Raw genomic sequence first — 22,279 nt, forward strand, 5'->3', positions numbered from 1 at the left:
AGATGACGGCTGAATTATTAGTTAACGTAACGCCATCCGAAACGCGCGTTGCGTATATTGATGGCGGTATTCTGCAGGAAATCCATATTGAGCGTGAAGCGCGACGCGGAATAGTAGGCAATATCTACAAAGGTCGTGTTAGCCGAGTGCTGCCGGGAATGCAGGCGGCTTTTGTAGATATTGGTCTGGATAAGGCGGCGTTCCTTCACGCCTCCGATATCATGCCGCATACCGAGTGCGTCGCCGGTGAGGAGCAAAAGCAGTTTACCGTGCGCGATATTTCGGAGCTGGTGCGCCAGGGCCAGGACCTGATGGTCCAGGTGGTTAAAGATCCGCTGGGTACCAAAGGCGCGCGTCTGACCACCGATATTACCCTGCCTTCCCGCTATCTGGTCTTTATGCCAGGCGCCTCCCACGTGGGGGTCTCTCAGCGGATTGAAAGCGAAGCCGAGCGCGAGCGCCTAAAAAAGGTCGTCGCAGAATATTGCGATGAGCAGGGCGGGTTTATCATTCGCACCGCTGCGGAAGGCGTTCACGAGCAGGAGATGGCCGCCGATGCCGCTTATCTTAAGCGCGTATGGACCAAGGTGATGGAGCGCAAAAAGCGCAACCAGACCCGCTATCAGCTGTATGGCGAGCTGGCTCTGGCCCAGCGCGTGCTGCGTGATTTTGCCGATGCGCAACTGGATCGCATTCGCGTCGACTCGCGCCTGACCTATGAGGCGTTGCTCGAATTCACCGCCGAATATATCCCGGAAATGACCAGCAAGCTGGAACACTACAGCGGCCGTCAGCCGATATTCGATCTCTTTGACGTTGAGAACGAAATTCAGCGCGCGCTGGAGCGTAAAGTCGAGCTCAAATCGGGGGGCTATCTGATCATCGACCAGACCGAGGCGATGACCACCATCGATATCAACACCGGGGCCTTTGTCGGGCACCGCAATCTTGACGATACGATCTTCAATACCAACATCGAAGCCACCCAGGCGATAGCCCGCCAGCTACGTTTGCGTAATCTCGGCGGCATTATCATCATTGATTTCATAGACATGAACAATGAAGATCACCGTCGACGGGTGTTGCACTCTTTAGAGCAGGCGCTGAGTAAAGATCGGGTGAAGACCAGCATTAACGGCTTCTCCCAGCTGGGCCTGGTGGAGATGACCCGTAAACGCACCCGTGAAAGCGTGGAGCATGTGCTGTGCAACGAGTGCCCAACCTGCCACGGACGTGGAACGGTAAAGTCGGTGGAAACGGTGTGCTATGAGATCATGCGTGAGATCGTCCGCGTACATCATGCTTATGATTCCGACCGCTTCCTGGTCTATGCTTCCCCTGCGGTGGCGGAAACCCTGAAAGGGGAAGAGTCGCATGCGCTGGCGGAAGTGGAAATCTTTGTCGGCAAGCAGGTGAAGGTACAAATTGAGCCGCTCTATAATCAAGAGCAGTTCGATGTGGTTATGATGTAAGACACCGCGTCATTGTGCGGCTGACAAGGAGAGAGGCGTGAGGCGACTGCCCGGGATTTTATTGCTCACCGTGGCAACATTGATTGTTATCGTCGCGCTGCTGGTGAGTGGCTTGCGTCTCGTGTTGCCACAGCTCGACGCCTGGCGTCCGCAGCTGCTGGAGAAGATCTCCACCCTCACCGGTACGCCGGTGGACGCCTCGCAGATCACCGCCAGCTGGCAGACTTTTGGTCCGACGTTAGACGCCCGCGATATCCATGTCGGGCTGAAAGATGGCGGCACAATGGCGGTCAAGCGCGTAACCCTGGCGCTGGATGTCTGGCAGAGCCTGCTGCATATGCGCTGGCAGTTCCGCGACCTCACCTTCTGGCAGCTGCAGGTCCATACCAATACCCCTATTCAGACCAATGACGGTGGCGAAAGCCTGAAAACCGACCGCATCAGCGATCTCTTTTTACGTCAGTTCGATCACTTTACTCTGCGCGACAGCCATCTGAGCTTCCTGACCCTTTCCGGTCAGCGGGCGGAGCTGGCGGTTCCGCAGCTGACATGGCTTAACGGCAGGAACCGTCATCGCGCCGAGGGGCAGCTCAGCCTCTCCAGCCTCACCGGCCAGCATGGCGTCATGCAGGTGCGGATGGATCTTCGCGATGAGGATGGCCTGCTGAATAAAGGCCGGGTCTGGCTGCAGGCGGATGATATCGACGTCAAACCGTGGCTGGGACGCTGGATGCAGGACAATATCGCCCTGAAAAGCGCCCGCTTCAGCCTCGAAGGCTGGATGACCATTGAAAAAGGCGATGTGGCCAGCGGCGACGTATGGCTGAAAAAAGGGGGCGCCAGCTGGCAGGGCGATAACGAAGTCCATCATTTGTCGGTGGATAACCTGACGGCGCATCTCTCCCATGATAAGCAAAGCTGGGCCTTTTATATTCCCGATACGCGGATCGCTATCGATGATAAACCCTGGCCAAGCGGAGCCCTGGCGATGGCGTGGATCCCGGCGCAGGACGTTGGTGGCGACGATCGTCAGCGTAGCGATGAGTTACGTATTCGCGCCAGCAATTTGGCCCTCAGCGGCCTGAGCGGGTTACAGCCGTTTGCTGATAAGCTGGCGCCTTCTCTGGGCGAACTCTGGCGTACCACGCAGCCTGGCGGCAAAATCAATTTGCTGGCTCTCGATATCCCCCTGCAGGCGACGGAGAAAACGCGTTTTCAGGCGCAGTGGAGCGATCTGGCGTGGAAGCAGTGGAAACTCCTGCCGGGGGCAGAGCACTTCTCCGGCAGTCTGAATGGCAGCGTTGAGCACGGGGAATTACGCGCTCATATGGCGAAGGCGCTGATGCCGTATGCCGGCGTCTTCCGCGCGCCGCTGGAGATAGCCGCTGGCGAAGCCACGCTCAGTTGGGTGAAAAACGACAAAGGGTTTATGCTTGATGGCCGCGATATAGACGTGCAGGCGACAGGCGTACGCGCCCGCGGCGGCTTCCGCTATCTGCAACCGCAGGGGGACGATCCCTGGCTGGGTATTCTGGCGGGCATCAGCACCAATGACGGTGGCCAGGCATGGCGTTATTTCCCGGAAAATCTGATGGGCAAAGCGCTGGTGGACTATCTCAGCGGCGCGATTAAAGCAGGGCAAGCCAGCGATGCGACGCTGGTGTATGGCGGCAATCCGCATCTATTCCCTTATCCGCATAATGAAGGCCAGTTCCAGGTTTATGTTCCGCTGAAGAACGCCACTTTTGCCTTCCAACCGGACTGGCCGGCGTTAACCGGGCTGAACATCGACCTCAATTTTATCAACAACGGCCTGTGGATGCGGGCGGATAAAGCGATGCTTGGCAACGTGACCGCCAGCAATCTCGATGCCGCGATCCCGGACTATGCGCAGGAAAAACTGCTGATTGATGCCGATATCAAAGGCCCGGGCAAAGAGGTTGGACCTTACTTTAATACTACGCCGCTGAAAGAGTCGCTCGGGGCGGCGCTGGATTCCCTGCAGCTGGATGGGGATGTGAGCGCTCGCTTACATCTGAATATCCCCCTCGACGGCGAGATGACCACCGCGAAAGGCGATGTGCGCCTGCAGAATAATAGCCTGTTTATCAAACCGTTAGATACTACGCTGCAGAACCTGAGCGGTAATTTCAGCTTTGTGAATGGCGATCTCAATAGTCAAACGTTGAGTGCGACCTGGTTTAATCAGCCGCTGAACCTCAATTTTTCCACCCGCGAAGGTGAAAAAGCGTTTCTGGTGGATGTCGGGATGAATGCCAACTGGCAGCCGTCGCGCACCGGGCTGCTGCCGAAAGCCGTGAGTGAGGCGTTGAGCGGTAGCGTCCCGTGGGATGGCAAGGTCGCTATCGAACTGCCGTACCATGGCAATGCCAGCTATAAGGTCGATATCAACGGCGATCTGAAGAATGTGAGCAGTCGCTTACCTTCGCCAGTCAGTAAGCCTGCCGGCGAACCCCTTCCGGTCAAAATTAACGTCGCCGGCGGCCTGAGCAGCTTCGACCTGACCGGCTCCATCGGGGCGAAGAATCATATTAACAGCCGCTGGTTGCTCAATCATAAGCTGACGCTGGATAGAGCGATCCTTACCACTGACAGCAAAGGGCACTCTCCGCTGCCCGATCAGCCCGGTATCGAGCTCAACCTGCCGCCGATGGATGGCGCGCAGTGGCTGGCGCTCTTCGAGAACGGCGCGGCAAATGAAGTGAGCAGCAGCGTGCTCTTTCCACCGCGCATTGTGCTGCGTACGCCGTCGCTGGCCCTCGCGGGGCAACAGTGGAACAACGTCAGTCTGATGTCCCAGCCGGTCGCCGGCGGCTCGCAGGTTGAGGCGCAGGGGCGTGAGATCAATGCCACATTGACGATGCGCGACAATGCTCCGTGGCTGGCAAATGTGCGTTATCTCTATTTCAATCCGGCCAGCGCCAGCGGCCAGAACGCAACAGAGAATGTGGCCCCCCAGACGGCGACGCGGCTGGATTTCCATGGCTGGCCCGATCTGCAGCTACGCTGCGCGGAATGCTGGCTGTGGGGACAAAAATATGGCCGCATCGATGGGGATGTGGCGATCAAAGGGGATACCTTAACGCTCTCCAACGGCCTGGTGGATACCGGGTTTGGCCGGCTGACGACCAACGGCGTGTGGGTGAACGCCCCTTCAGGGGTTCGAACCTCGCTGAAAGGCAGACTGCACGGCAATAAGACGGATGCATTTGCGGATTTCTTTGGCGTCTCCACGCCGGTGAAGGATTCGCCGTTTGATATCGACTACGATCTGCACTGGCGCGCGCCGCCCTGGTCACCCGATGTCGCGTCGCTCAATGGCATCATTAAAAGCCACCTGGGCAAGGGGCAGTTTACCGACCTGAGTACCGGGCACGCTGGCCAGCTGCTGCGTCTGCTGAGTGTGGATGCCCTGCTGCGTAAACTGCGTTTCGATTTCAGCGATACCTTCAGCGAAGGCTTTTACTTCGATTCGATTAACAGTACGGCATGGATTAAGGATGGCGTACTGCATACCGATGATACGCTGGTGGATGGCCTTGAAGCGGATATTGCTATGAAAGGGTCGGTCGATCTGGTGCGTCGCCAGCTGGATCTGCAGGCGGTGGTGGCGCCGGAGATCTCCGCGACCGTCGGCGTGGCGGCGGCCTTTGCCGTCAACCCCATCGTCGGCGCGGCGGTATTTGCCGCCAGCAAAGTGCTGGGTCCGCTGTGGAATAAAGTTTCGATTCTGCGCTACCGCATCACCGGCCCGATTGACCAGCCGCAGATCAATGAAGTGCTGCGCCAGGCGCGCAGCAATAAAAAGCAATGATTTGACGATTGCCGGGAATTGCCGCAATCTCAATAGATAGCCTTCTGTATTTCCGCCTGTCAGGCGGCAACAAACGAGTAGCATAACGATGAGTCTGAACCTGGTAAGTGAACAATTACTGTCGGCAAATGGCCTGAATCATCAGGACCTGTTTGCCATTCTTGGTCAACTGACCGAGCGCCGCCTCGATTACGGCGATCTCTATTTTCAGTCGAGCTATCACGAATCCTGGGTTCTGGAAGACAGCATCATTAAAGATGGGTCGTACAATATCGACCAGGGCGTAGGCGTGCGCGCCGTCAGCGGCGAAAAAACGGGCTTTGCCTACGCCGATCAGATCAGCAAACTGGCGCTAGAGCAGAGCGCCCAGGCGGCGCGGACCATTGTGCGCGACACCGGCAATGGCAAAGTGCAGACCCTCGGCGCCGTAGAGCATCGTGCCCTGTACACCAGCATCGACCCGCTGCAGAGTATGACCCGGGAAGAGAAGCTGGATATTCTGCGCCGGGTAGACAAAGCCGCCCGGGCGGCGGACCAGCGGGTGCAGGAGGTTTCAGCCAGCCTGAGCGGGGTGTATGAGCTGATCCTGGTCGCCGCCACCGATGGCACTCTGGCCGCCGACGTTCGTCCGCTGGTTCGTCTTTCCGTCAGCGTGCTGGTGGAAGAGGATGGCAAGCGTGAGCGCGGCAGCAGCGGCGGTGGCGGGCGTTTTGGTTATGACTATTTCCTCGCCTCCCAGGAGGGCGACGTGCGGGCCGATGCCTGGGCGAAAGAAGCGGTGCGCATGGCGCTGGTCAACCTCTCGGCGGTCGCCGCCCCTGCGGGGATGCTGCCAGTGGTGCTCGGCGCCGGCTGGCCTGGCGTCCTGCTGCATGAAGCGGTCGGCCATGGGCTGGAAGGCGATTTCAACCGGCGTGGCACCTCGGTCTTTAGCGGCCATATGGGGGAATTAGTCGCCTCTGAGCTGTGCACCGTAGTGGATGACGGCACCATCGCCGATCGCCGTGGCTCGGTGGCCATTGATGACGAAGGGACGCCGGGGCAATACAACGTGCTAATCGAAAACGGCATTCTGAAAGGCTATATGCAGGATAAACTCAACGCGCGCCTGATGGGCGTCGCACCGACCGGCAATGGCCGACGTGAGTCGTATGCCCATCTGCCGATGCCGCGTATGACCAACACCTATATGCTGGCGGGCCAGTCAACGCCACAGGAGATTATCGAATCGGTCGACTACGGTATCTTTGCGCCTAACTTCGGCGGCGGGCAGGTGGATATCACCTCCGGTAAATTCGTCTTCTCCACTTCCGAGGCCTATCTGATCGAAAAAGGGAAGGTCACGAAGGCGGTGAAAGGGGCCACGCTGATTGGCTCCGGCATTGAGACCATGCAACAGATTTCGATGGTGGGCAACGACCTGCGCCTGGATAACGGCGTCGGCGTCTGTGGCAAAGAGGGCCAGAGCGTGCCGGTGGGCGTCGGTCAGCCGACCCTGAAGGTCGATAACCTTACCGTCGGCGGCACCGCCTGAGCCTGACCTGGTTCCCGGCGCTGCCGGGAACCGCTTCACCGGGCGATCCCGCGCCCGTGCATGCCCTGATAGATCTTCGCCACGTCGACAAAATACTCCGTCAGATAGTTGATACAGACCTGCACTTTCAGCGGCAATTTATCCTTTTCCGTATACAGGGCGTAGACCGGTCGCGGATCGGACTGATAGCTGGGCAGCAGGATCTCAAGCTCACCGCGGTTGATCTCTTCGATCGCCCACATTAAGGGTACATAGGCGATACCCACCCCGGCGGTCAGCCAGCGCACCAGCGTCATAGGGTCGTTGGTCACGAAGCGCCCCTGTGGGGTCAGGCGGGTCGAGATCCCTTCCGGCGCGATAATGACAAACTCATTGTCCGGCCGCACGCTATATTCCAGCCAGGCATGTCCGGCAAGGTCGGCCGGTTTCTCTGGATTGCCAGCCTGCGCCAGATAGCTTTTAGCGGCGCATAATACCATCGGCATTGAGCCCAGGCGGCGGGAAAAAAGGCTGGAATCCTGCAGGGCGCCCACGCGGATCACCACGTCAAGGCCGTCGGCGATCAGGTCTGGCGCAGGTATGCCGGTGACCAGATTAACAGAGAGCCCAGGGTATTCTTTGAGCATTTTCGCCGTTATGCGCGCCAGAACATTCTGTGCCATAGTTGAAGAGCAGCCGATGCGCAGCGTCCCGATGGGGGTATTGTTAAATGCGTATAATTGCTCATGGACATCCTGCGCTTCAAACAGCATCCTACGGCAGCCCTGGTAATAGATTTTACCTGCTTCAGTTAAGCCAAGGCTGCGGGTGCTGCGGTTGAGCAGCTTTACCTGCAGCTCATCTTCCAGTTTGGCGACGGTCTGACTGATCGAGGAAACGCTCATCTGAAGCTGGCGGGCCGCTGCGGTGAATGAACCTAATTCGACCACTTTGGCGAAAACGGACATGCGTTTTAATCGTTCCATTATTCACTCTGGCTTAAAAGTGATTTAGATCACACATTGTAGATAATGCGGCAATCGTTACGTTAATATATTGTTAGCTACATAATAAACGCATCTGCTCACTACCTGTACGCTTCTTATTCAAGGTCATCATGAGTCTGTTTCCTGTCATCGTGATTTTCGGCTTATCGTTTCCGCCGATCTTCTTCGAGTTGCTTTTGTCGCTGGCTATCTTTTGGCTGGTGCACCGACTGCTGGTTCCGACCGGCATTTACGATTTTGTCTGGCACCCAGCACTGTTTAATACGGCGCTCTATTGCTGCCTTTTTTATTTGATATCGCGCTTGTTCGTTTGAGGTTGATGTGAAAACACTAACAAGAAATATCCTCCGTACTGCCATTACCGTGATACTGGTCATTCTGGCCTTCGTGGCGATTTTCCGCGCCTGGGTTTATTACACCGCCTCGCCGTGGACGCGTGATGCGCGCTTTAGCGCCGACATTGTGGCGATTGCCCCCGACGTCTCCGGGCTGATTTCTCAGGTAAACGTCAAGGATAACCAACTGGTTAAGAAAGACCAGGTATTGTTCGTTATTGACCAACCTCGTTACCAAAAAGCGCTGGCGCAGGCGGAAGCTGATGTCGCCTATTATCAGACGTTAGCTCAGGAAAAACGCGTCGAAGCCGGTCGGCGTAATAAGCTTGGCGTACAGGCGATGTCGCGGGAAGAGATTGATCAGGCGAACAACGTACTGCAAACCGTTGAACATCAGCTGGCGAAAGCGGTGGCTAGTCGCGACCTGGCCAGGCTAGATCTGGAGCGGACGGTCATTCGCGCCCCTGCGGATGGCTGGGTGACTAACCTTAACGTCTACACTGGGGAATTTATCACCCGTGGCTCCACGGCGGTGGCGCTGGTGAAAGAGAATACGTTTTACGTCATGGCCTATCTGGAAGAGACCAAACTGGAGGGCGTCCGTCCAGGCTATCGTGCGGAGATTACCCCGCTGGGCAGCAGCAAAACCATTAAAGGGACGGTGGACAGTATCGCTGCGGGGGTGACCAACGCCAGCAGCAGCAGCGACTCGAAAGGGATGGCCTCGGTCGACTCCAACCTTGAGTGGGTGCGTCTGGCGCAGCGTGTGCCGGTGCGTATTCGCCTCGATCACCAGCAGGGGAATCTGTGGCCATCGGGCACCACGGCGACGGTAGTGATCACCGGTCAAGAAGATCGTGATACCAGCCAGGCCAACTTCTTCCAGAAACTGGCTATGCGCCTGCGCGAATTTGGTTAATCGCTATGGGGACATATACCATTGCTCCCCGGCATCTCCGCTTTGCCATTAAGCTTGCATGCGCGGTGGTGCTGGCGCTGTTTGTCGGTTTCCATTTTCAGCTCGAAACGCCGCGCTGGGCGGTACTGACGGCAGCGATCGTCGCCGCCGGGCCGGCCTTTGCTGCTGGCGGCGAACCGTACTCCGGCGCGATCCGCTATCGCGGTATGTTGCGTATTGCCGGGACCTTTATTGGCTGTATTGCGGCGCTGGTTATCATCATCCTGATGATCCGCGCGCCTCTGCTGATGATGCTGGTCTGCTGTCTGTGGGCCGGGTTTTGTACCTGGGTTTCGTCGCTGGTCAAGGTCGAAAACTCCTATGCCTGGGGGCTGGCCGGGTACACCGCGCTGATTATCATTATTACCATCCATACCAATCCGATGCTGGCGCCGCAGTTTGCTGTCGAACGCTGCAGCGAAATTGTCATCGGTATTGTCAGCGCCATCGTCGCCGATCTCCTGTTTTCGCCGCGTTCGATTAAAAAAGAGATCGACCTCGAGCTCGATAATCTGCTAATTGCCCAGTATAAGCTGATGCAGTTATGCGTCGCGCACGGTGAAAAAGAGGAAGTGGATCAAGCCTGGGGAGCGCTGGTACGCCGCACTACGGCGCTGGAAGGTATGCGTAGTAACCTGATTATGGAATCCTCACGCTGGGCAAAGGCCAATCAGCGCCTGAAGGCGATCAACACCCTTTCGCTAACCCTTATCACCCAGGCTTGCGAAACCTATCTGATTCAGAACTCACGCCCGGAAATGGTCACGGACGACTATCGCGAGCTATTCGCCGAGCCGGTTGAGACGGTGCAGGATGTTCACCAGCAGCTGAAGCGCATGCGCCGCTTCCTGACCTGGAAAGGCGAGCATAATACCCCGGTCACGATTTATAGCTGGGTGGGCGCCGCCACGCGTTACCTGCTGCTTAAGCGCGGCGTGGTGGGGAATACTAAAATCAGCCGTATCGAGGATGGCGTGTTGCGCGGCGAAACGGTGGTTAAAGTGGAGTCCGCCGAACGTCATCACGCGATGGTGAACTTCTGGCGCACCTCCGTCTCTTGTATTCTCGGAACGCTATTCTGGCTGTGGACGGGCTGGACCTCAGGCAGCGGCGCGATGGTAATGATCGCCGTGGTTACCGCGCTGGCGATGCGCCTGCCTAACCCGCGTATGGTGGCGATAGACTTCCTCTATGGCACCCTGGCGGCGTTACCGTTGGGCACCTTGTACTTCCTGGTGATCATGCCGGCGACGCAGCAGAGCATGCTGTTGCTCTGCATCAGCCTGGCGGCGATGGCGTTCTTTATCGGGATCGAAGTGCAAAAAAGGCGTCTCGGATCGCTGGGGGCGCTGGCGAGCACCATCAACATTCTGGTTCTGGATAATCCGATGCAGTTCCAGTTCAGCCAGTTCCTTGATAGCGCGCTGGGGCAGATCGTCGGCTGTTTCCTCGCTCTGATGGTTATTCTCATTGTCAGGGATAACTCCCGGGCCAGAACCGGTCGGGTGCTGCTGAACCAGTTTGTCTCCGCGGCGGTCTCTTCGCTGACCACCAACTCGGCGCGTCGCAAAGAGAATCATCTGCCCGCGCTTTATCAGCAGCTGTTTTTATTACTCAATAAATTCCCGGGTGACGTCGCCCGTTTCCGTCTGGCCTTGACGTTAATCATCGCCCATCAGCGCTTGCGCGATGCGCCCGTGCCGGTGAATGACGATCTCTCCGCCTTCCATCGTCAGCTGCGACGTACCGCGGACCATGTGATCTCCGCCGGCAGCGATGATAAGCGTCGGCGCTATTTTACCCAGCTGCTGGCGGAGCTTGATGTCTATCAGGAGAAGCTGCGGGTCTGGGAGGCCTCGCCGCAGGTTACCGAGCCGGTACGGCGACTGGTTGAGATGTTGCATAAGTACCAGCATGTGCTGACCAGCAGCTAACCCATAAACCGACGCCCAGGCGTCGGTTTTTTTATCGCTATACTTAACGGCGACAGAAAGAGAAGCGGGAGGGGCTGTCATGACCACCTATACGTTTGATTTTGACGAAATCGCCGAACAACAGGATTTCTACCGGGAGTTTTCCCGAACCTTCGAGCTGGCTCAGGATAAGGTCAACAACCTGGATTCGCTATGGGACGCAGTGACCGGTGGCCTGCTACCGCTGCCGCTGGATATTGAATTCATCCATTTAAATGACAAGCAGCGCCGGCGCTTTGGCGCATTGATTTTATTGTTTGATGAAGCAGAGGAAGAGCTGGAGGGGGAGTTGCGTTTTAATGCCCGACAAGCATAAAAAAGCCCCCGGCAGGCGGGGGCAAGTCGTCGAAATAAGACGACGAGGGTTTATTTGTACAGCTCAGCGGTGGCGTGCCAGCTATCGCCGGTACGTGCTTCAATAATACGGTAGCTGCTGGCGCCTTCTTTCTCGGCTTTAGCCGCCAGTTCCTGACGCATGTCCATTGGCGCACTGCCTACCTGGGATACGGAGATGGTGCCCATGGATTGCAGATTTTGGGCTTGCTCTGCGTTCACTTGCTGGACAGCCGCGCTGGCACCGAAAGAGAGAAGGGAAGCCAGGCCAAGGGATGCGATGATCATTGCGCGTTTCATAATCTTTACTCCAGTCTTTGTTTTGCCGCGGCGGGGCGATGTATGTCGCCGGGCCGCGGTAGAGAATTTTTGTCAGGTTAATCGTTGACGTCTAAAACTTATTTATACAGCTCAGCAGTGGCATGCCAGTGGTCGCCAGTGCGGGCTTCAATAATGCGGTAAGAAGAAGCCCCTTCTTCCTGCGCTTTTTTGTTCAGCATTTCATGCATATCCATCGGGGAAGATGCTACCGCGCCGACGGAAACCGTGCCGATGGCCTCGCGGCCCTGGGCCTGCTCGCTGTTGATAATATCAGCGGCGAAAGCGCCAAACGACACGACGGACAGGATGCTGATAGCAGCTACAGTGGTTTTGATTTTCATGATGTTCACCTCGTCGAATCTTTTTGTTGGGGGTCTTTGTTTCGTGACCCTCATCACAAAACCAAGTATACACTAATCACCAAAAATATTAATACCATGCTAATTGTTTTGTGCGTTAATAGTTACAATAGATTGCGCTTTTTATAACGGATAAGAATTAAAAATGACACGTTAGCGACAGCGATAAGATTTATTTCTAATAAATTCATAAAGGTATACGAATTTGATCTTTTGTGCGTTTTACGATTTTCGCGTTAGTAAAAGAACGTATAGACGGCGTAAATGACACTAAGTGTTAAATAGTTGTTGTGCCAGAAGGGGGGAGAGGCAAAAGAAAGGGGAGTCGCCCTCTGACGGTAGCCAGAGGGGAATTACTCAGAGTTCCTGCTCAAACAGAACCAGAATGGCGTCGTGCAGATCTTTCACCGTAAAACCGCGCGCAGGCGTGGTAAAGATGGTGTCATCCCCGGCGATACTGCCAAGAATGCCTTCCGCTTTGCCCAGCGAGTCGAGAAGACGGGCGATCAGCTGTGCGGCGCCGGGGCTGGTATGAATCACCACTACGGCATCGTTATAGTCGATATCCAGCACCAAATTCTTCAGCGGGCTGGAGGTGGTCGGTACCCCAAGCTCGGCAGGCAAGCAATAGACCATTTCCATTTTGGCGTTACGGGTACGCACCGCGCCAAATTTGGTGAGCATGCGGGAAACCTTCGATTGGTTGATATTCTCGAAGCCCTCTTCCTGCAGCGCCTGGACGATCTCTCCCTGCGAGCTGAATTTCTCTTCTTTAAGCAGCGCTTTAAACGCTTTAACCAGTTCTTCTTGTTTTGCCGAACTTCGCATAAGTCACCCAGATTATGGTGGTAAAATCAACATCATTATGCATAACCATGAATTTTTATGCAAATAATCCGCGAAAGGATAGGTCAATAATGTTATGAAGGGGGCATATTTTAGCAAAAAAACTGTATAAGGAACATGTTCTCATCACAACGCTTAAAGCCATGTAAAAGTAAATGAAATGTTATTGAGTTGGTGTTGTTTTGCGCAACTGGCTGGGTGTATTGTAACCAATAGTCGATCCGGTACTTCGCTTTGCTGGATGGTCAGTCAGGAAGCATAAAGTGCGCCGCTGTTCTATTGCTACGCACAATAATGCATTCTTCAGCCATAATCATTGTAATTGTTCATCTTGTGAATTAAGGTCCAGGCGACGGAATAACGAAAGACTAAATTAACCATAATAAGGAGTTTAGGATGAAAGTTGCAGTCCTTGGCGCTGCCGGTGGTATCGGCCAGGCGCTTGCCCTACTACTTAAGACCCAACTGCCTTCAGGTTCAGAGCTCTCGTTGTACGACATCGCTCCGGTTACGCCGGGCGTGGCGGTAGATCTAAGTCATATCCCCACAGATGTAAAAATTAAAGGATTTTCCGGTGAAGACGCTACTCCGGCGCTGGAAGGCGCGGATGTAGTGCTGATCTCCGCGGGCGTGGCGCGTAAGCCCGGCATGGATCGTTCCGACCTGTTTAATGTGAATGCGGGTATCGTGAAGAACCTCGTGCAGCAGATTGCCAAAACCTGCCCGCAGGCCTGCATCGGCATTATCACCAACCCGGTGAATACCACCGTGGCTATCGCCGCCGAAGTACTGAAAAAAGCCGGCGTGTACGATAAAAACAAACTGTTCGGCGTTACCACGCTGGACATCATCCGTTCCAATACCTTTGTGGCGGAGCTGAAAGGTAAATCGGCAACCGAGGTGGAAGTCCCGGTCATTGGTGGTCACTCCGGGGTCACCATTCTGCCTTTACTGTCGCAGATCCCCGGCGTCAGCTTTAGCGATCAGGAAATTGCCGACCTGACTAAACGTATTCAGAACGCCGGTACCGAAGTCGTGGAAGCGAAAGCGGGCGGCGGGTCGGCGACCTTGTCGATGGGCCAGGCGGCTGCCCGTTTTGGTCTCTCTCTGGTTCGCGCCATGCAGGGGGAAAAAGGCGTGGTGGAGTGCGCCTACGTGGAAGGCGACGGCCACTATGCGCGTTTCTTCTCCCAGCCGCTGCTGCTGGGGAAAAACGGCGTGGAAGAGCGACAGTCTATCGGCAAACTCAGCGCCTTTGAACAGCAGGCGCTGGAGGGCATGCTGGACACCCTGAAGAAAGATATCGCGCTCGGCGAAGACTTCGTCAACAAGTAATCTCGCCCTAACAGAAGAGCCGGAACCGCAGTTCCGGCTTTTTATTACCTCACTTTTCGCCCCAATGCGCCTGCTGCCGGGCAAATCTGCTAAAATCCCCGCGTTTTAAGCCACCAGCCATGAGGACAGCGTGAAAAAGATTGAAAGAAAGCCGACCCGGGACCAAATCGCGCAGATGATTCGCTACCAGATCCTTTCCGGTGCGATGAAGGCTGGGGATGAGCTGACGCAAGAGAGCATCGCGGAACAGCTGGGACTTTCACGTATGCCGGTTAGGGAAGCGCTGCAATCTCTTGAGCAGGAAGGGTTTCTGGTGCGCTTGCCTAACCGGCATATGCAGGTCTCCACCTTGGCCGTGGAGGATGTGAGCCATATTTTTCGCGTTATTGCGGTGATGGCCGCCGAACTCTTTGCCCTTGTGCCGGCGAATCAGGGGGAAGTGCTGCGCGCACGCGCGCAGGAGCTGGCGCGTCCGGGAGAGAATACGCGCGAACTGGCGTTCCATCAGCTGCTGATTTCCTATCTTGATAATCGCTATCTGGCGAAGGCGTATCAGCAATTTTTGGACGGTTATATTTCTTATGTCATTCTTTATCTGAAAGAGAATGGCCAGGAATCGGCTCTGATACTGAGCGAACTGGCCAACGCCATCGGCAATGGCGAAGGCGGAAAAATTGCCCAGACAACGCAGCGTTATTTCCTTATGCTTGCGGAAATTATGCGTCAACATATGAAGGATTGGGAAAGTGCAGAAGCCTAAATTAGGGAAAATTAAGCTTCTTTCCGCGAAGGAGCAGGTGGCGGCGGTGTTGCGTAAAGCGATCCTGTCGCGGGATTTAGTGGAAGGGCAGGAGATTACCCTTGAAGGGATTGCCCGACTGGTTGGCGTTTCCAGCATGCCGGTACGCGAAGCGTTTCAAATTTTAGCCGCCGACGGTCTGATTCAAGTGCGGCCGAATAAAGGCGCGGTGGTGCTGGGGATTAATGAGCAGACCATCCGCGAACATTATGAAATTCGCGCCGTACTGGAAAGTGAAGCCGTGGCGAAAGCTTCTCGTCCAGGGACCGATATTTCACGCATCGCCCAGGTTCACTATGCCGCAGAGAAGGCGCTGGCAGACAATAATTCTGCTGAATATTCCGACCTGAACCAGGCTTTCCATATGGAGATCTGGAGCGCGGCGGGCAATGAAAAAATGAAGATGCTACTCTGCAACATGTGGAACGGCCTGTCGATGGGACATAAAGTCACCGAAGAAGAGTATGCCGTTATCTCAATTCGCGAACATAAAGCGATTTTACAAGCGCTTGAGCAACATAACGAAGCACTGGCCCGCCAGCGAATGCATGAACATATTATTCGCTCGATGGAAAATATGCTCACTCGATACCTGCCCGATACCACCACCTGAAGGGCTCCTCCGCCAGCGACAGGCTGGCTTTTCTTACATTTATCTGCGCTATTAGTTACTTTTCGTGACGATCTGCACAGGATCTTGATGCAGATCTCATTGCGCGATCATTCCGCAAAAACGCATTGACTTACTTTTTGCATGGGAATAATTTCTCCTTCGTCAATATTGGATACAATATCATATATCATTGATAGGAAAAATTATAAGTATGGAACCTATTACCATCACCCTATGTTTGCTGGTGTTCGCTATCATCATGTTTGTCTGGGAGAAAGTGCCACTGGCAGTGACTTCCATGGTGGTTTGTGTGGCGTTAGTGCTCACCGGTGTATTGGATCTCAAGCAGGCGTTTGCCGGTTTTATCGACAGCAACGTCATTCTTTTTGTCGCCATGTTCATCGTTGGCGGGGCGTTATTTGAAACCGGGATGGCAAACAAAGTCGGTGGCGTGATCACCCACTTCGCCAAAACGGAGAAGCAGCTGATCTTCATCATTATGGTGGTGGTTGGCGTAATGTCCGGTTTTCTCTCCAATACCGGTACGGCAGCCGTTTTGATCCCGGTCGTTATCGGTGTAGCCGCCAAATCGGGATTCACCCGTTCGCGTCTGCTGATGCCGCTGGTGTTTGCTGCCGCGCTTGGCGGCAACCTGTCGCTGATTGGCGCCCCCGGTAATTTGATCGCGCAATCGGCCTTGCAGAATATCGGCAGCGGCTTCGGTTTCTTTGAGTATGCGAAAGTGGGCCTGCCGATGCTGGTCTGCGGCATCCTCTATTTCCTAACCATCGGCTATAAGTTTCTGCCTAATAACTCGAACAGTAGTGAGGTGGGCAGCATTGGCGAACAGCGGGATTACAGCCACGTTCCGCGCTGGAAGCAGATCCTGTCCCTGGTGGTGCTGATCGCCACGATCCTCGGCATGATTTTCGAAAAACAGACCGGTATTAGTCTGACGGTAGCCGGCTGCATTGGTGCCCTGGTGCTGGTCATCACCGGCGTGTTGACGGAAAAACAGGCTTATAAAGCCATTGATTCGCAAACTATTTTTATCTTCGGCGGCACCCTGGCGCTGGCTAAAGCGCTGGAAATGACCGGTGCGGGTAAGCTGGTTGCCGATCAGGTTATCGGCCTGCTGGGTAATAACTCCTCACCGTTTATGCTGCTGGTAGTGGTCTTTGCCCTCTCCGTGGTGATGACCAACTTTATGTCTAATACCGCCACCGTCGCGTTGCTGGTGCCGGTGAGTTTGTCGATTGCCGCCGGTATGGGCGCCGATCCGCGTGCGGTACTGATGGCGACGGTAATCGGTAGCTCCTGCGCCTATGCGACGCCGATCGGTATGCCTGCCAACATGATGGTGCTGTCGGCCGGGGGCTATAAGTTCGTCGATTACGCCAAATCCGGCATTCCTCTAATTATCGTTTCTACCATTGTCAGCCTGATCCTGCTGCCAATCCTTTTCCCTTTTCATCCGTAATTTACGGACGCTGTTCTGACTAAGGAGCCTTTATGAGCAAAAGTGAACAGATATCCCGCATGACCGACATTATGGCCAGGTTCGTGGGATATACCGGCAAAGTATTGCCTGATGACGTCACGGCAAAGCTGCAAGATCTGCATAAGAAAGAGACCAGTCAACTGGCCGACGTGATCTTCACCACCATGATTGAAAACCAACGTCTGGCGAAAGAACTGGATCGTCCTTCCTGCCAGGACACCGGCGTGATCCAGTTTCTAGTGGAGTGCGGCGCCAACTTCCCGCTGATCGGCGAGCTGGAAGCGCTGCTGCGCGAATCGGTAATCAAAGCTACCATCGACTCCCCGCTGCGTCATAACAGCGTGGAGACCTTTGATGAATACAACACCGGCAAAAACGTCGGCAAAGGGACGCCGACGGTATTCTGGGAGATCGTTCCGAATTCCGACCAGTGCAGCATCTACACCTATATGGCTGGCGGCGGCTGCTCGCTGCCGGGTAAAGCGATGGTATTGATGCCGGGCGCTGGCTATGAAGGGGTGACTCGCTTCGTGCTGGATGTGATGACCAGCTATGGCCTGAATGCCTGCCCGCCGCTGCTGGTTGGCGTTGGGGTGGCGACGTCTGTAGAAACCGCGGCGCTGCTGTCGAAGAAAGCGTTGATGCGTCCGATTGGTTCGCACAATGACAACGAACGTGCGGCATTGCTGGAAAAAATGCTCGAAGACGGCATCAACAAAATTGGCCTTGGCCCGCAGGGAATGTCCGGCAATACCTCCGTGATGGGCGTCAATATCGAAAATACCGCACGCCACCCTTCCACTATTGGCGTGGCGGTCAACGTCGGCTGCTGGTCGCACCGTAAAGGGCATATCGTTTTCGATAAAGACCTGAACTACACCATTACGTCTCACACAGGAGTGGCATTCTGATGGCTAAAAAAATACTCACTACGCCCATTAAAGATGAAGATTTAGCGGATATTAAAGCGGGCGATATTATTTATCTCAACGGCCATATTGTGACCTGCCGTGATGTGGCTCATCGTCGCTTAATTGAGGGCGGACGTGAATTACCGGTAAACGTTGCTGGTGGCGCGATATTACATGCCGGGCCCATTGTGCGCCCGATTAAAGGTACGGAAGATAAATTTGAAATGGTCTCCGTTGGGCCAACCACCAGTATGCGCATGGAAAAATTTGAAAAAGAATTTATTGCTAAGACCGGTGTGAAATTAATCGTCGGCAAAGGCGGTATGGGCAAAGGAACCGAAGAGGGCTGTATGGAACATAAAGCCTTGCACTGTGTGTTCCCTGCCGGCTGCGCGGTAGTCGCCGCGGTCTGTGTGGAAGAGATTGAAGATGCGCAATGGCGTGATTTAGGCATGCCAGAAACGTTATGGGTTTGCCGGGTGAAAGAGTTCGGGCCGTTAATTGTATCGATCGATACTCACGGCAATAACCTGTTTGAGCAGAATAAAGTGATCTTTAATCAGCGCAAAGAAATTGTCGCCGATGAAATCTGCAAACACGTGAGCTTTATTAAATAACCCCGATTGAATATATCGCGCAGTAATGGCAGCGGCAGCTGACTGCTAAACCGAGGCTTCTGACCAGGCGGTCCGGGGAAATCCACTCTGCTGACGTGGGCTACCGTAAGCCATTATTGCGCTCCCCCCAAAGGCCATTTTATGACTGACAATGCCGTCCTGTTAGGCGAAGGCTTCACCCTGATGTTTCTCGGCATGGGCTTTGTGCTGGTGTTCCTGCTGCTGCTCATCTTTGCCATCCGGGGAATGTCCCTCGCCGTCAACCGCCTGTTTCCCGAGCCGCCCGCCGCCCCCAAACCGGCGCCGGCCGCCGTCGCGCCCGCCGACGATTTCGCCCGCCTGAAGCCGGCGATTGTCGCCGCCATTCACCACCATCGCCGTCTTCACCCTTAATTCACGGAGGAATTCATGACCGTTGCCATTACCGATGTCGTCCTGCGCGACGCCCACCAGTCCCTGTTCGCCACCCGTCTGCGTCTCGACGATATGCTGCCCGTTGCCGCTCAGCTGGACGACGTCGGCTACCGCTCGCTGGAGTGCTGGGGCGGCGCCACCTTTGACGCCTGCATCCGCTTTCTCGGCGAGGACCCGTGGGTCCGCCTGCGCGAGCTGAAAAAGGCGATGCCCAAGACCCCGCTGCAGATGCTGCTCCGCGGCCAGAACCTGCTCGGCTACCGCCACTACGCCGATGACGTGGTGGAGCGCTTCGTGGAGCGCGCCGTCAAAAACGGCATGGACGTCTTCCGCGTCTTCGACGCCATGAACGACCCGCGCAACATGCAGGCCGCCCTGCAGGCGGTCCGCCGCCACGGCGCCCACGCCCAGGGTACGCTTTCGTACACCACCAGCCCGGCCCACACCCTGCAGACCTGGCTCGACCTCACCGAACAGCTGCTGGAGACCGGCGTTGACTCCGTCGCCATCAAGGACATGTCCGGCATTCTGACGCCGCATGCCGCCTTTGAGCTGGTCAGCGAAATCAAGAAGCGCTACGACGTCACCCTGCACCTGCACTGCCACGCCACCACCGGGATGGCGGAGATGGCCCTGCTGAAGGCCATTGAAGCCGGGGTCGACGGCGTCGATACCGCCATCTCCTCGATGAGCGCCACCTATGGCCACCCGGCCACCGAGGCGCTGGTCGCCACCCTCGCCGGCACGCAATATGACACCGGGCTGGATATCCACAGGCTGGAGAGCATCGCCGCGTACTTTCGCGAGGTGCGCAAAAAATACCACGCCTTCGAAGGCCAGCTGAAGGGCACCGACAGCCGTATCCTGGTGGCCCAGGTGCCGGGCGGGATGCTCACCAACCTTGAAGGCCAGCTGAAGCAGCAGAGCGCCGCCCACCGTCTGGATGAGGTGCTGGCGGAAATCCCCCGCGTGCGCGAGGACCTCGGCTTCATCCCGCTGGTGACCCCGACCTCGCAGATTGTCGGCACCCAGGCGGTGCTCAACGTGCTGGGCGGCGAGCGCTACAAAACCATTGCGAAGGAGACTGCCGGTATCCTGAAGGGCGAGTACGGCCGCACCCCGGCCCCGGTGAACGCCGCCCTGCAGGCGCGGGTGCTCGACGGCGCCGACCCGGTGACCTGCCGCCCGGCCGACCTGCTGAAGCCGGAGCTGGCGCAGCTGGAAGCGGATGTGAAACGCCAGGCACAGGAGAAGGGCATCACGCTTGCCGAAAACGCCATCGACGACGTGCTCACCGTGGCGCTGTTCCCGCAACCCGGCCTGAAGTTCCTCGAAAACCGCCACAACCCGGCGGCCTTTGAGCCGGTACCGCAGGCGGAAGCCGCGCAGCCAGTGGCAAAAGCAGAAAAACCTGCCGCCTCCGGCGTCTACACCGTGGAGGTGGAAGGCAAAGCCTTTGTGGTCAAGGTCAGCGACGGCGGCGACGTCAGCCAGCTGACGGCGGCTGCTCCTGCTCCTGCCTCTGCACCCGCCGCTGCCGCCCCGGCCGGCGCCGGCACCCCGGTGACCGCCCCGCTGGCGGGCACTATCTGGAAGGTGCTGGCCAGCGAAGGCCAGACGGTGGCCGCAGGCGAGGTGCTGCTGATTCTGGAAGCCATGAAGATGGAAACCGAAATCCGCGCCGCGCAGGCCGGCACCGTGCGCGGTATCGCGGTGAAAGCCGGCGACGCGGTGGCGGTCGGCGACACCCTGATGACTCTGGCGTAAGGACGAGGAGCGGAAATGGAAAGTCTGAACGCCCTGATTCAGGGCATGGGGCTGATGCACCTCGGCGCCGGCCAGGCGGTGATGCTGCTGGTCAGCCTGCTGCTGCTCTGGCTGGCGATTGCGAAGAAGTTCGAGCCGTTACTGCTGCTGCCGATTGGCTTCGGCGGCCTGCTCTCCAATATCCCGGAGGCCGGGCTGGCGCTCACCGCCCTGGAGAGCCTGCTGGCTCACCACGACCCGGCGCAGCTGGCGGTGATTGCCGCGAAGCTCCACTGCGCGCCGGACGTCCACGCCATCAAAGAGGCACTGGCGCTGGCCCTGCCGTCGGTACAGGGGCAGATGGAGAGCCTCGCGGTGGACATGGGCTACTCCGCCGGGGTGCTGGCCATCTTCTATAAGGTGGCGATTGGCTCGGGCATCGCGCCGCTGGTCATCTTTATGGGCGTCGGGGCGATGACCGATTTCGGCCCGCTGCTGGCTAACCCGCGCACCCTGCTGCTGGGGGCGGCGGCGCAGTTCGGGATCTTCGCCACCGTGCTCGGGGCGCTGACGCTGAACTACTTCGGCATCATCAGCTTCACCCTGCCGCAGGCGGCGGCCATCGGCATCATCGGCGGCGCCGACGGCCCGACGGCGATTTACCTGTCGGGCAAGCTGGCGCCGGAGCTGCTGGGGGCCATCGCGGTGGCGGCCTACTCCTATATGGCGCTGGTGCCGCTGATCCAGCCGCCGATCATGAAGGCGCTGACCACGGATAAGGAGCGGAAGATCCGCATGGTGCAGCTGCGCACGGTGAGTAAGCGGGAGAAGATCCTCTTCCCGGCGGTGCTGTTGCTGCTGGTGGCGCTCCTGCTGCCGGACGCCGCGCCGCTGCTGGGGATGTTCTGCTTCGGCAACCTGATGCGCGAGAGCGGGGTGGTGGAGCGGCTGAGCGATACGGTGCAGAACGCGCTGATCAACATCGTCACCATCTTCCTCGGGCTGTCGGTGGGGGCCAAGCTGGTGGCGGACAAGTTCCTGCAGCCGCAGACGCTGGGGATCCTGGTGCTGGGGGTGATCGCCTTCTGCGTGGGGACCGCGGCCGGGGTGCTGATGGCGAAGCTGATGAACGTGTTCAGCCGGCACAAAATCAACCCGCTGATTGGTTCCGCGGGGGTGTCAGCGGTGCCGATGGCGGCGCGGGTGTCGAACAAGGTGGGTCTGGAAGCGGACGGGCAGAACTTCCTGCTGATGCACGCGATGGGCCCGAACGTGGCGGGGGTGATCGGCTCGGCGATCGCCGCCGGGGTGATGCTCAAGTACGTGCTGGCGATGTAAGCCAGCCTGTTCCCGCGGCTGGCAAGCCGGCCGCGGAGATTTCTCATAAGGAG

Annotated in this window: 20 protein-coding genes; 16 read left to right on the forward strand and 4 right to left on the reverse strand. The window is 56.8% G+C overall.

The window, feature by feature from the left end:
• Positions 1-2: 2 nt before the first annotated feature.
• From rng to tldD, 3 genes are all read left to right on the forward strand, one after another.
• Positions 3-1,472 (forward strand): ribonuclease G, encoded by a 1,470-nt coding sequence (gene rng, locus IB144_RS02340; RefSeq protein WP_002918644.1) that lies wholly within the window; start codon positions 3-5, stop codon positions 1,470-1,472.
• Between the two features lie 37 nt (positions 1,473-1,509).
• Positions 1,510-5,307: an AsmA2 domain-containing protein YhdP gene (gene yhdP, locus IB144_RS02345; RefSeq protein WP_004181431.1), complete on the forward strand. Its 3,798-nt coding sequence runs from the start codon at positions 1,510-1,512 to the stop codon at positions 5,305-5,307.
• Positions 5,308-5,395: 88 nt separating this feature from the next.
• Positions 5,396-6,841: a metalloprotease TldD gene (tldD, locus tag IB144_RS02350; RefSeq protein ID WP_065888781.1), complete on the forward strand. Its 1,446-nt coding sequence runs from the start codon at positions 5,396-5,398 to the stop codon at positions 6,839-6,841.
• A 35-nt stretch (positions 6,842-6,876) separates the two neighbouring features.
• Here tldD and aaeR read toward each other — a convergent pair whose 3' ends face one another.
• Positions 6,877-7,806, reverse strand: coding sequence for an HTH-type transcriptional activator AaeR (aaeR, locus tag IB144_RS02355; RefSeq protein WP_002918641.1), 930 nt, complete (start codon positions 7,804-7,806; stop codon positions 6,877-6,879).
• Positions 7,807-7,937: 131 nt separating this feature from the next.
• Between aaeR and aaeX the strand changes: the two genes are divergently transcribed.
• The 4 genes from aaeX to IB144_RS02375 all read left to right on the forward strand — a co-directional run bounded on the left by aaeX (position 7,938) and on the right by IB144_RS02375 (position 11,409).
• The gene (aaeX, locus tag IB144_RS02360) at positions 7,938-8,141 is read left to right on the forward strand and encodes a p-hydroxybenzoic acid efflux pump operon protein AaeX (protein WP_002918640.1); all 204 of its coding nucleotides are present in this window, start codon (positions 7,938-7,940) and stop codon (positions 8,139-8,141) included.
• A 7-nt stretch (positions 8,142-8,148) separates the two neighbouring features.
• Positions 8,149-9,081, forward strand: coding sequence for a p-hydroxybenzoic acid efflux pump subunit AaeA (gene aaeA, locus IB144_RS02365; RefSeq protein ID WP_002918639.1), 933 nt, complete (start codon positions 8,149-8,151; stop codon positions 9,079-9,081).
• Between the two features lie 5 nt (positions 9,082-9,086).
• The gene (gene aaeB / locus IB144_RS02370) at positions 9,087-11,054 is read left to right on the forward strand and encodes a p-hydroxybenzoic acid efflux pump subunit AaeB (RefSeq protein ID WP_002918632.1); all 1,968 of its coding nucleotides are present in this window, start codon (positions 9,087-9,089) and stop codon (positions 11,052-11,054) included.
• 79 nt (positions 11,055-11,133) lie between these two features.
• A complete protein-coding gene (locus IB144_RS02375; protein WP_002918629.1) occupies positions 11,134-11,409 on the forward strand; it encodes a barstar family protein in 276 nt (91 codons plus the stop codon).
• Between the two features lie 50 nt (positions 11,410-11,459).
• On the opposite strand, the gene yhcN-B is transcribed toward IB144_RS02375, so the two are convergent.
• From yhcN-B to argR, 3 genes are all read right to left on the reverse strand, one after another.
• On the reverse strand, positions 11,460-11,726 hold the full coding sequence (gene yhcN-B, locus IB144_RS02380) for a DUF1471 family stress response protein YhcN-B (RefSeq protein WP_002918627.1): 267 nt from the start codon (positions 11,724-11,726) through the stop codon (positions 11,460-11,462).
• 98 nt (positions 11,727-11,824) lie between these two features.
• Positions 11,825-12,088 (reverse strand): peroxide/acid stress response protein YhcN, encoded by a 264-nt coding sequence (gene yhcN / locus IB144_RS02385; protein ID WP_002918626.1) that lies wholly within the window; start codon positions 12,086-12,088, stop codon positions 11,825-11,827.
• 375 nt (positions 12,089-12,463) lie between these two features.
• Positions 12,464-12,934: a transcriptional regulator ArgR gene (gene argR, locus IB144_RS02390; RefSeq protein ID WP_002918625.1), complete on the reverse strand. Its 471-nt coding sequence runs from the start codon at positions 12,932-12,934 to the stop codon at positions 12,464-12,466.
• Positions 12,935-13,348: 414 nt separating this feature from the next.
• On the opposite strand from argR, the gene mdh reads away from it, so the two are divergent.
• The 9 genes from mdh (at position 13,349) to IB144_RS02435 (ending at position 22,226) form a co-directional block, all read left to right on the forward strand.
• Positions 13,349-14,287, forward strand: a complete 939-nt coding sequence (gene mdh / locus IB144_RS02395) for a malate dehydrogenase (protein WP_002918570.1) — start codon at positions 13,349-13,351, stop codon at positions 14,285-14,287.
• Between the two features lie 130 nt (positions 14,288-14,417).
• A complete protein-coding gene (locus tag IB144_RS02400) occupies positions 14,418-15,047 on the forward strand; it encodes a GntR family transcriptional regulator (protein ID WP_004181430.1) in 630 nt (209 codons plus the stop codon).
• On the forward strand, positions 15,034-15,699 hold the full coding sequence (locus IB144_RS02405) for a GntR family transcriptional regulator (RefSeq protein WP_004181429.1): 666 nt from the start codon (positions 15,034-15,036) through the stop codon (positions 15,697-15,699). Before IB144_RS02400 ends, IB144_RS02405 begins: the two co-directional genes overlap by 14 nt.
• A 211-nt stretch (positions 15,700-15,910) precedes the next feature.
• The gene (locus IB144_RS02410; RefSeq protein ID WP_004181428.1) at positions 15,911-17,179 is read left to right on the forward strand and encodes an SLC13 family permease; all 1,269 of its coding nucleotides are present in this window, start codon (positions 15,911-15,913) and stop codon (positions 17,177-17,179) included.
• A gap of 32 nt (positions 17,180-17,211) precedes the next feature.
• On the forward strand, positions 17,212-18,111 hold the full coding sequence (gene ttdA, locus IB144_RS02415; protein ID WP_004181427.1) for a L(+)-tartrate dehydratase subunit alpha: 900 nt from the start codon (positions 17,212-17,214) through the stop codon (positions 18,109-18,111).
• Positions 18,111-18,728: a L(+)-tartrate dehydratase subunit beta gene (gene ttdB, locus IB144_RS02420; RefSeq protein WP_004181426.1), complete on the forward strand. Its 618-nt coding sequence runs from the start codon at positions 18,111-18,113 to the stop codon at positions 18,726-18,728. The genes ttdA and ttdB overlap by 1 nt, the downstream gene beginning before the upstream one ends.
• A 141-nt stretch (positions 18,729-18,869) precedes the next feature.
• Entirely contained in the window at positions 18,870-19,121 is a 252-nt protein-coding gene (locus IB144_RS02425; RefSeq protein WP_012540458.1) for an oxaloacetate decarboxylase subunit gamma, read from the forward strand.
• Between the two features lie 15 nt (positions 19,122-19,136).
• On the forward strand, positions 19,137-20,909 hold the full coding sequence (gene oadA / locus IB144_RS02430) for a sodium-extruding oxaloacetate decarboxylase subunit alpha (protein WP_134894652.1): 1,773 nt from the start codon (positions 19,137-19,139) through the stop codon (positions 20,907-20,909).
• A gap of 15 nt (positions 20,910-20,924) precedes the next feature.
• Positions 20,925-22,226, forward strand: a complete 1,302-nt coding sequence (locus IB144_RS02435) for an oxalacetate decarboxylase subunit beta (protein WP_004147009.1) — start codon at positions 20,925-20,927, stop codon at positions 22,224-22,226.
• The last annotated feature ends 53 nt before the right edge of the window (positions 22,227-22,279 follow it).

Source organism: Klebsiella sp. K4 (assembly GCF_014596785.2).
GTDB classification, from domain to species: Bacteria; Pseudomonadota; Gammaproteobacteria; order Enterobacterales; family Enterobacteriaceae; genus Klebsiella; species Klebsiella pneumoniae.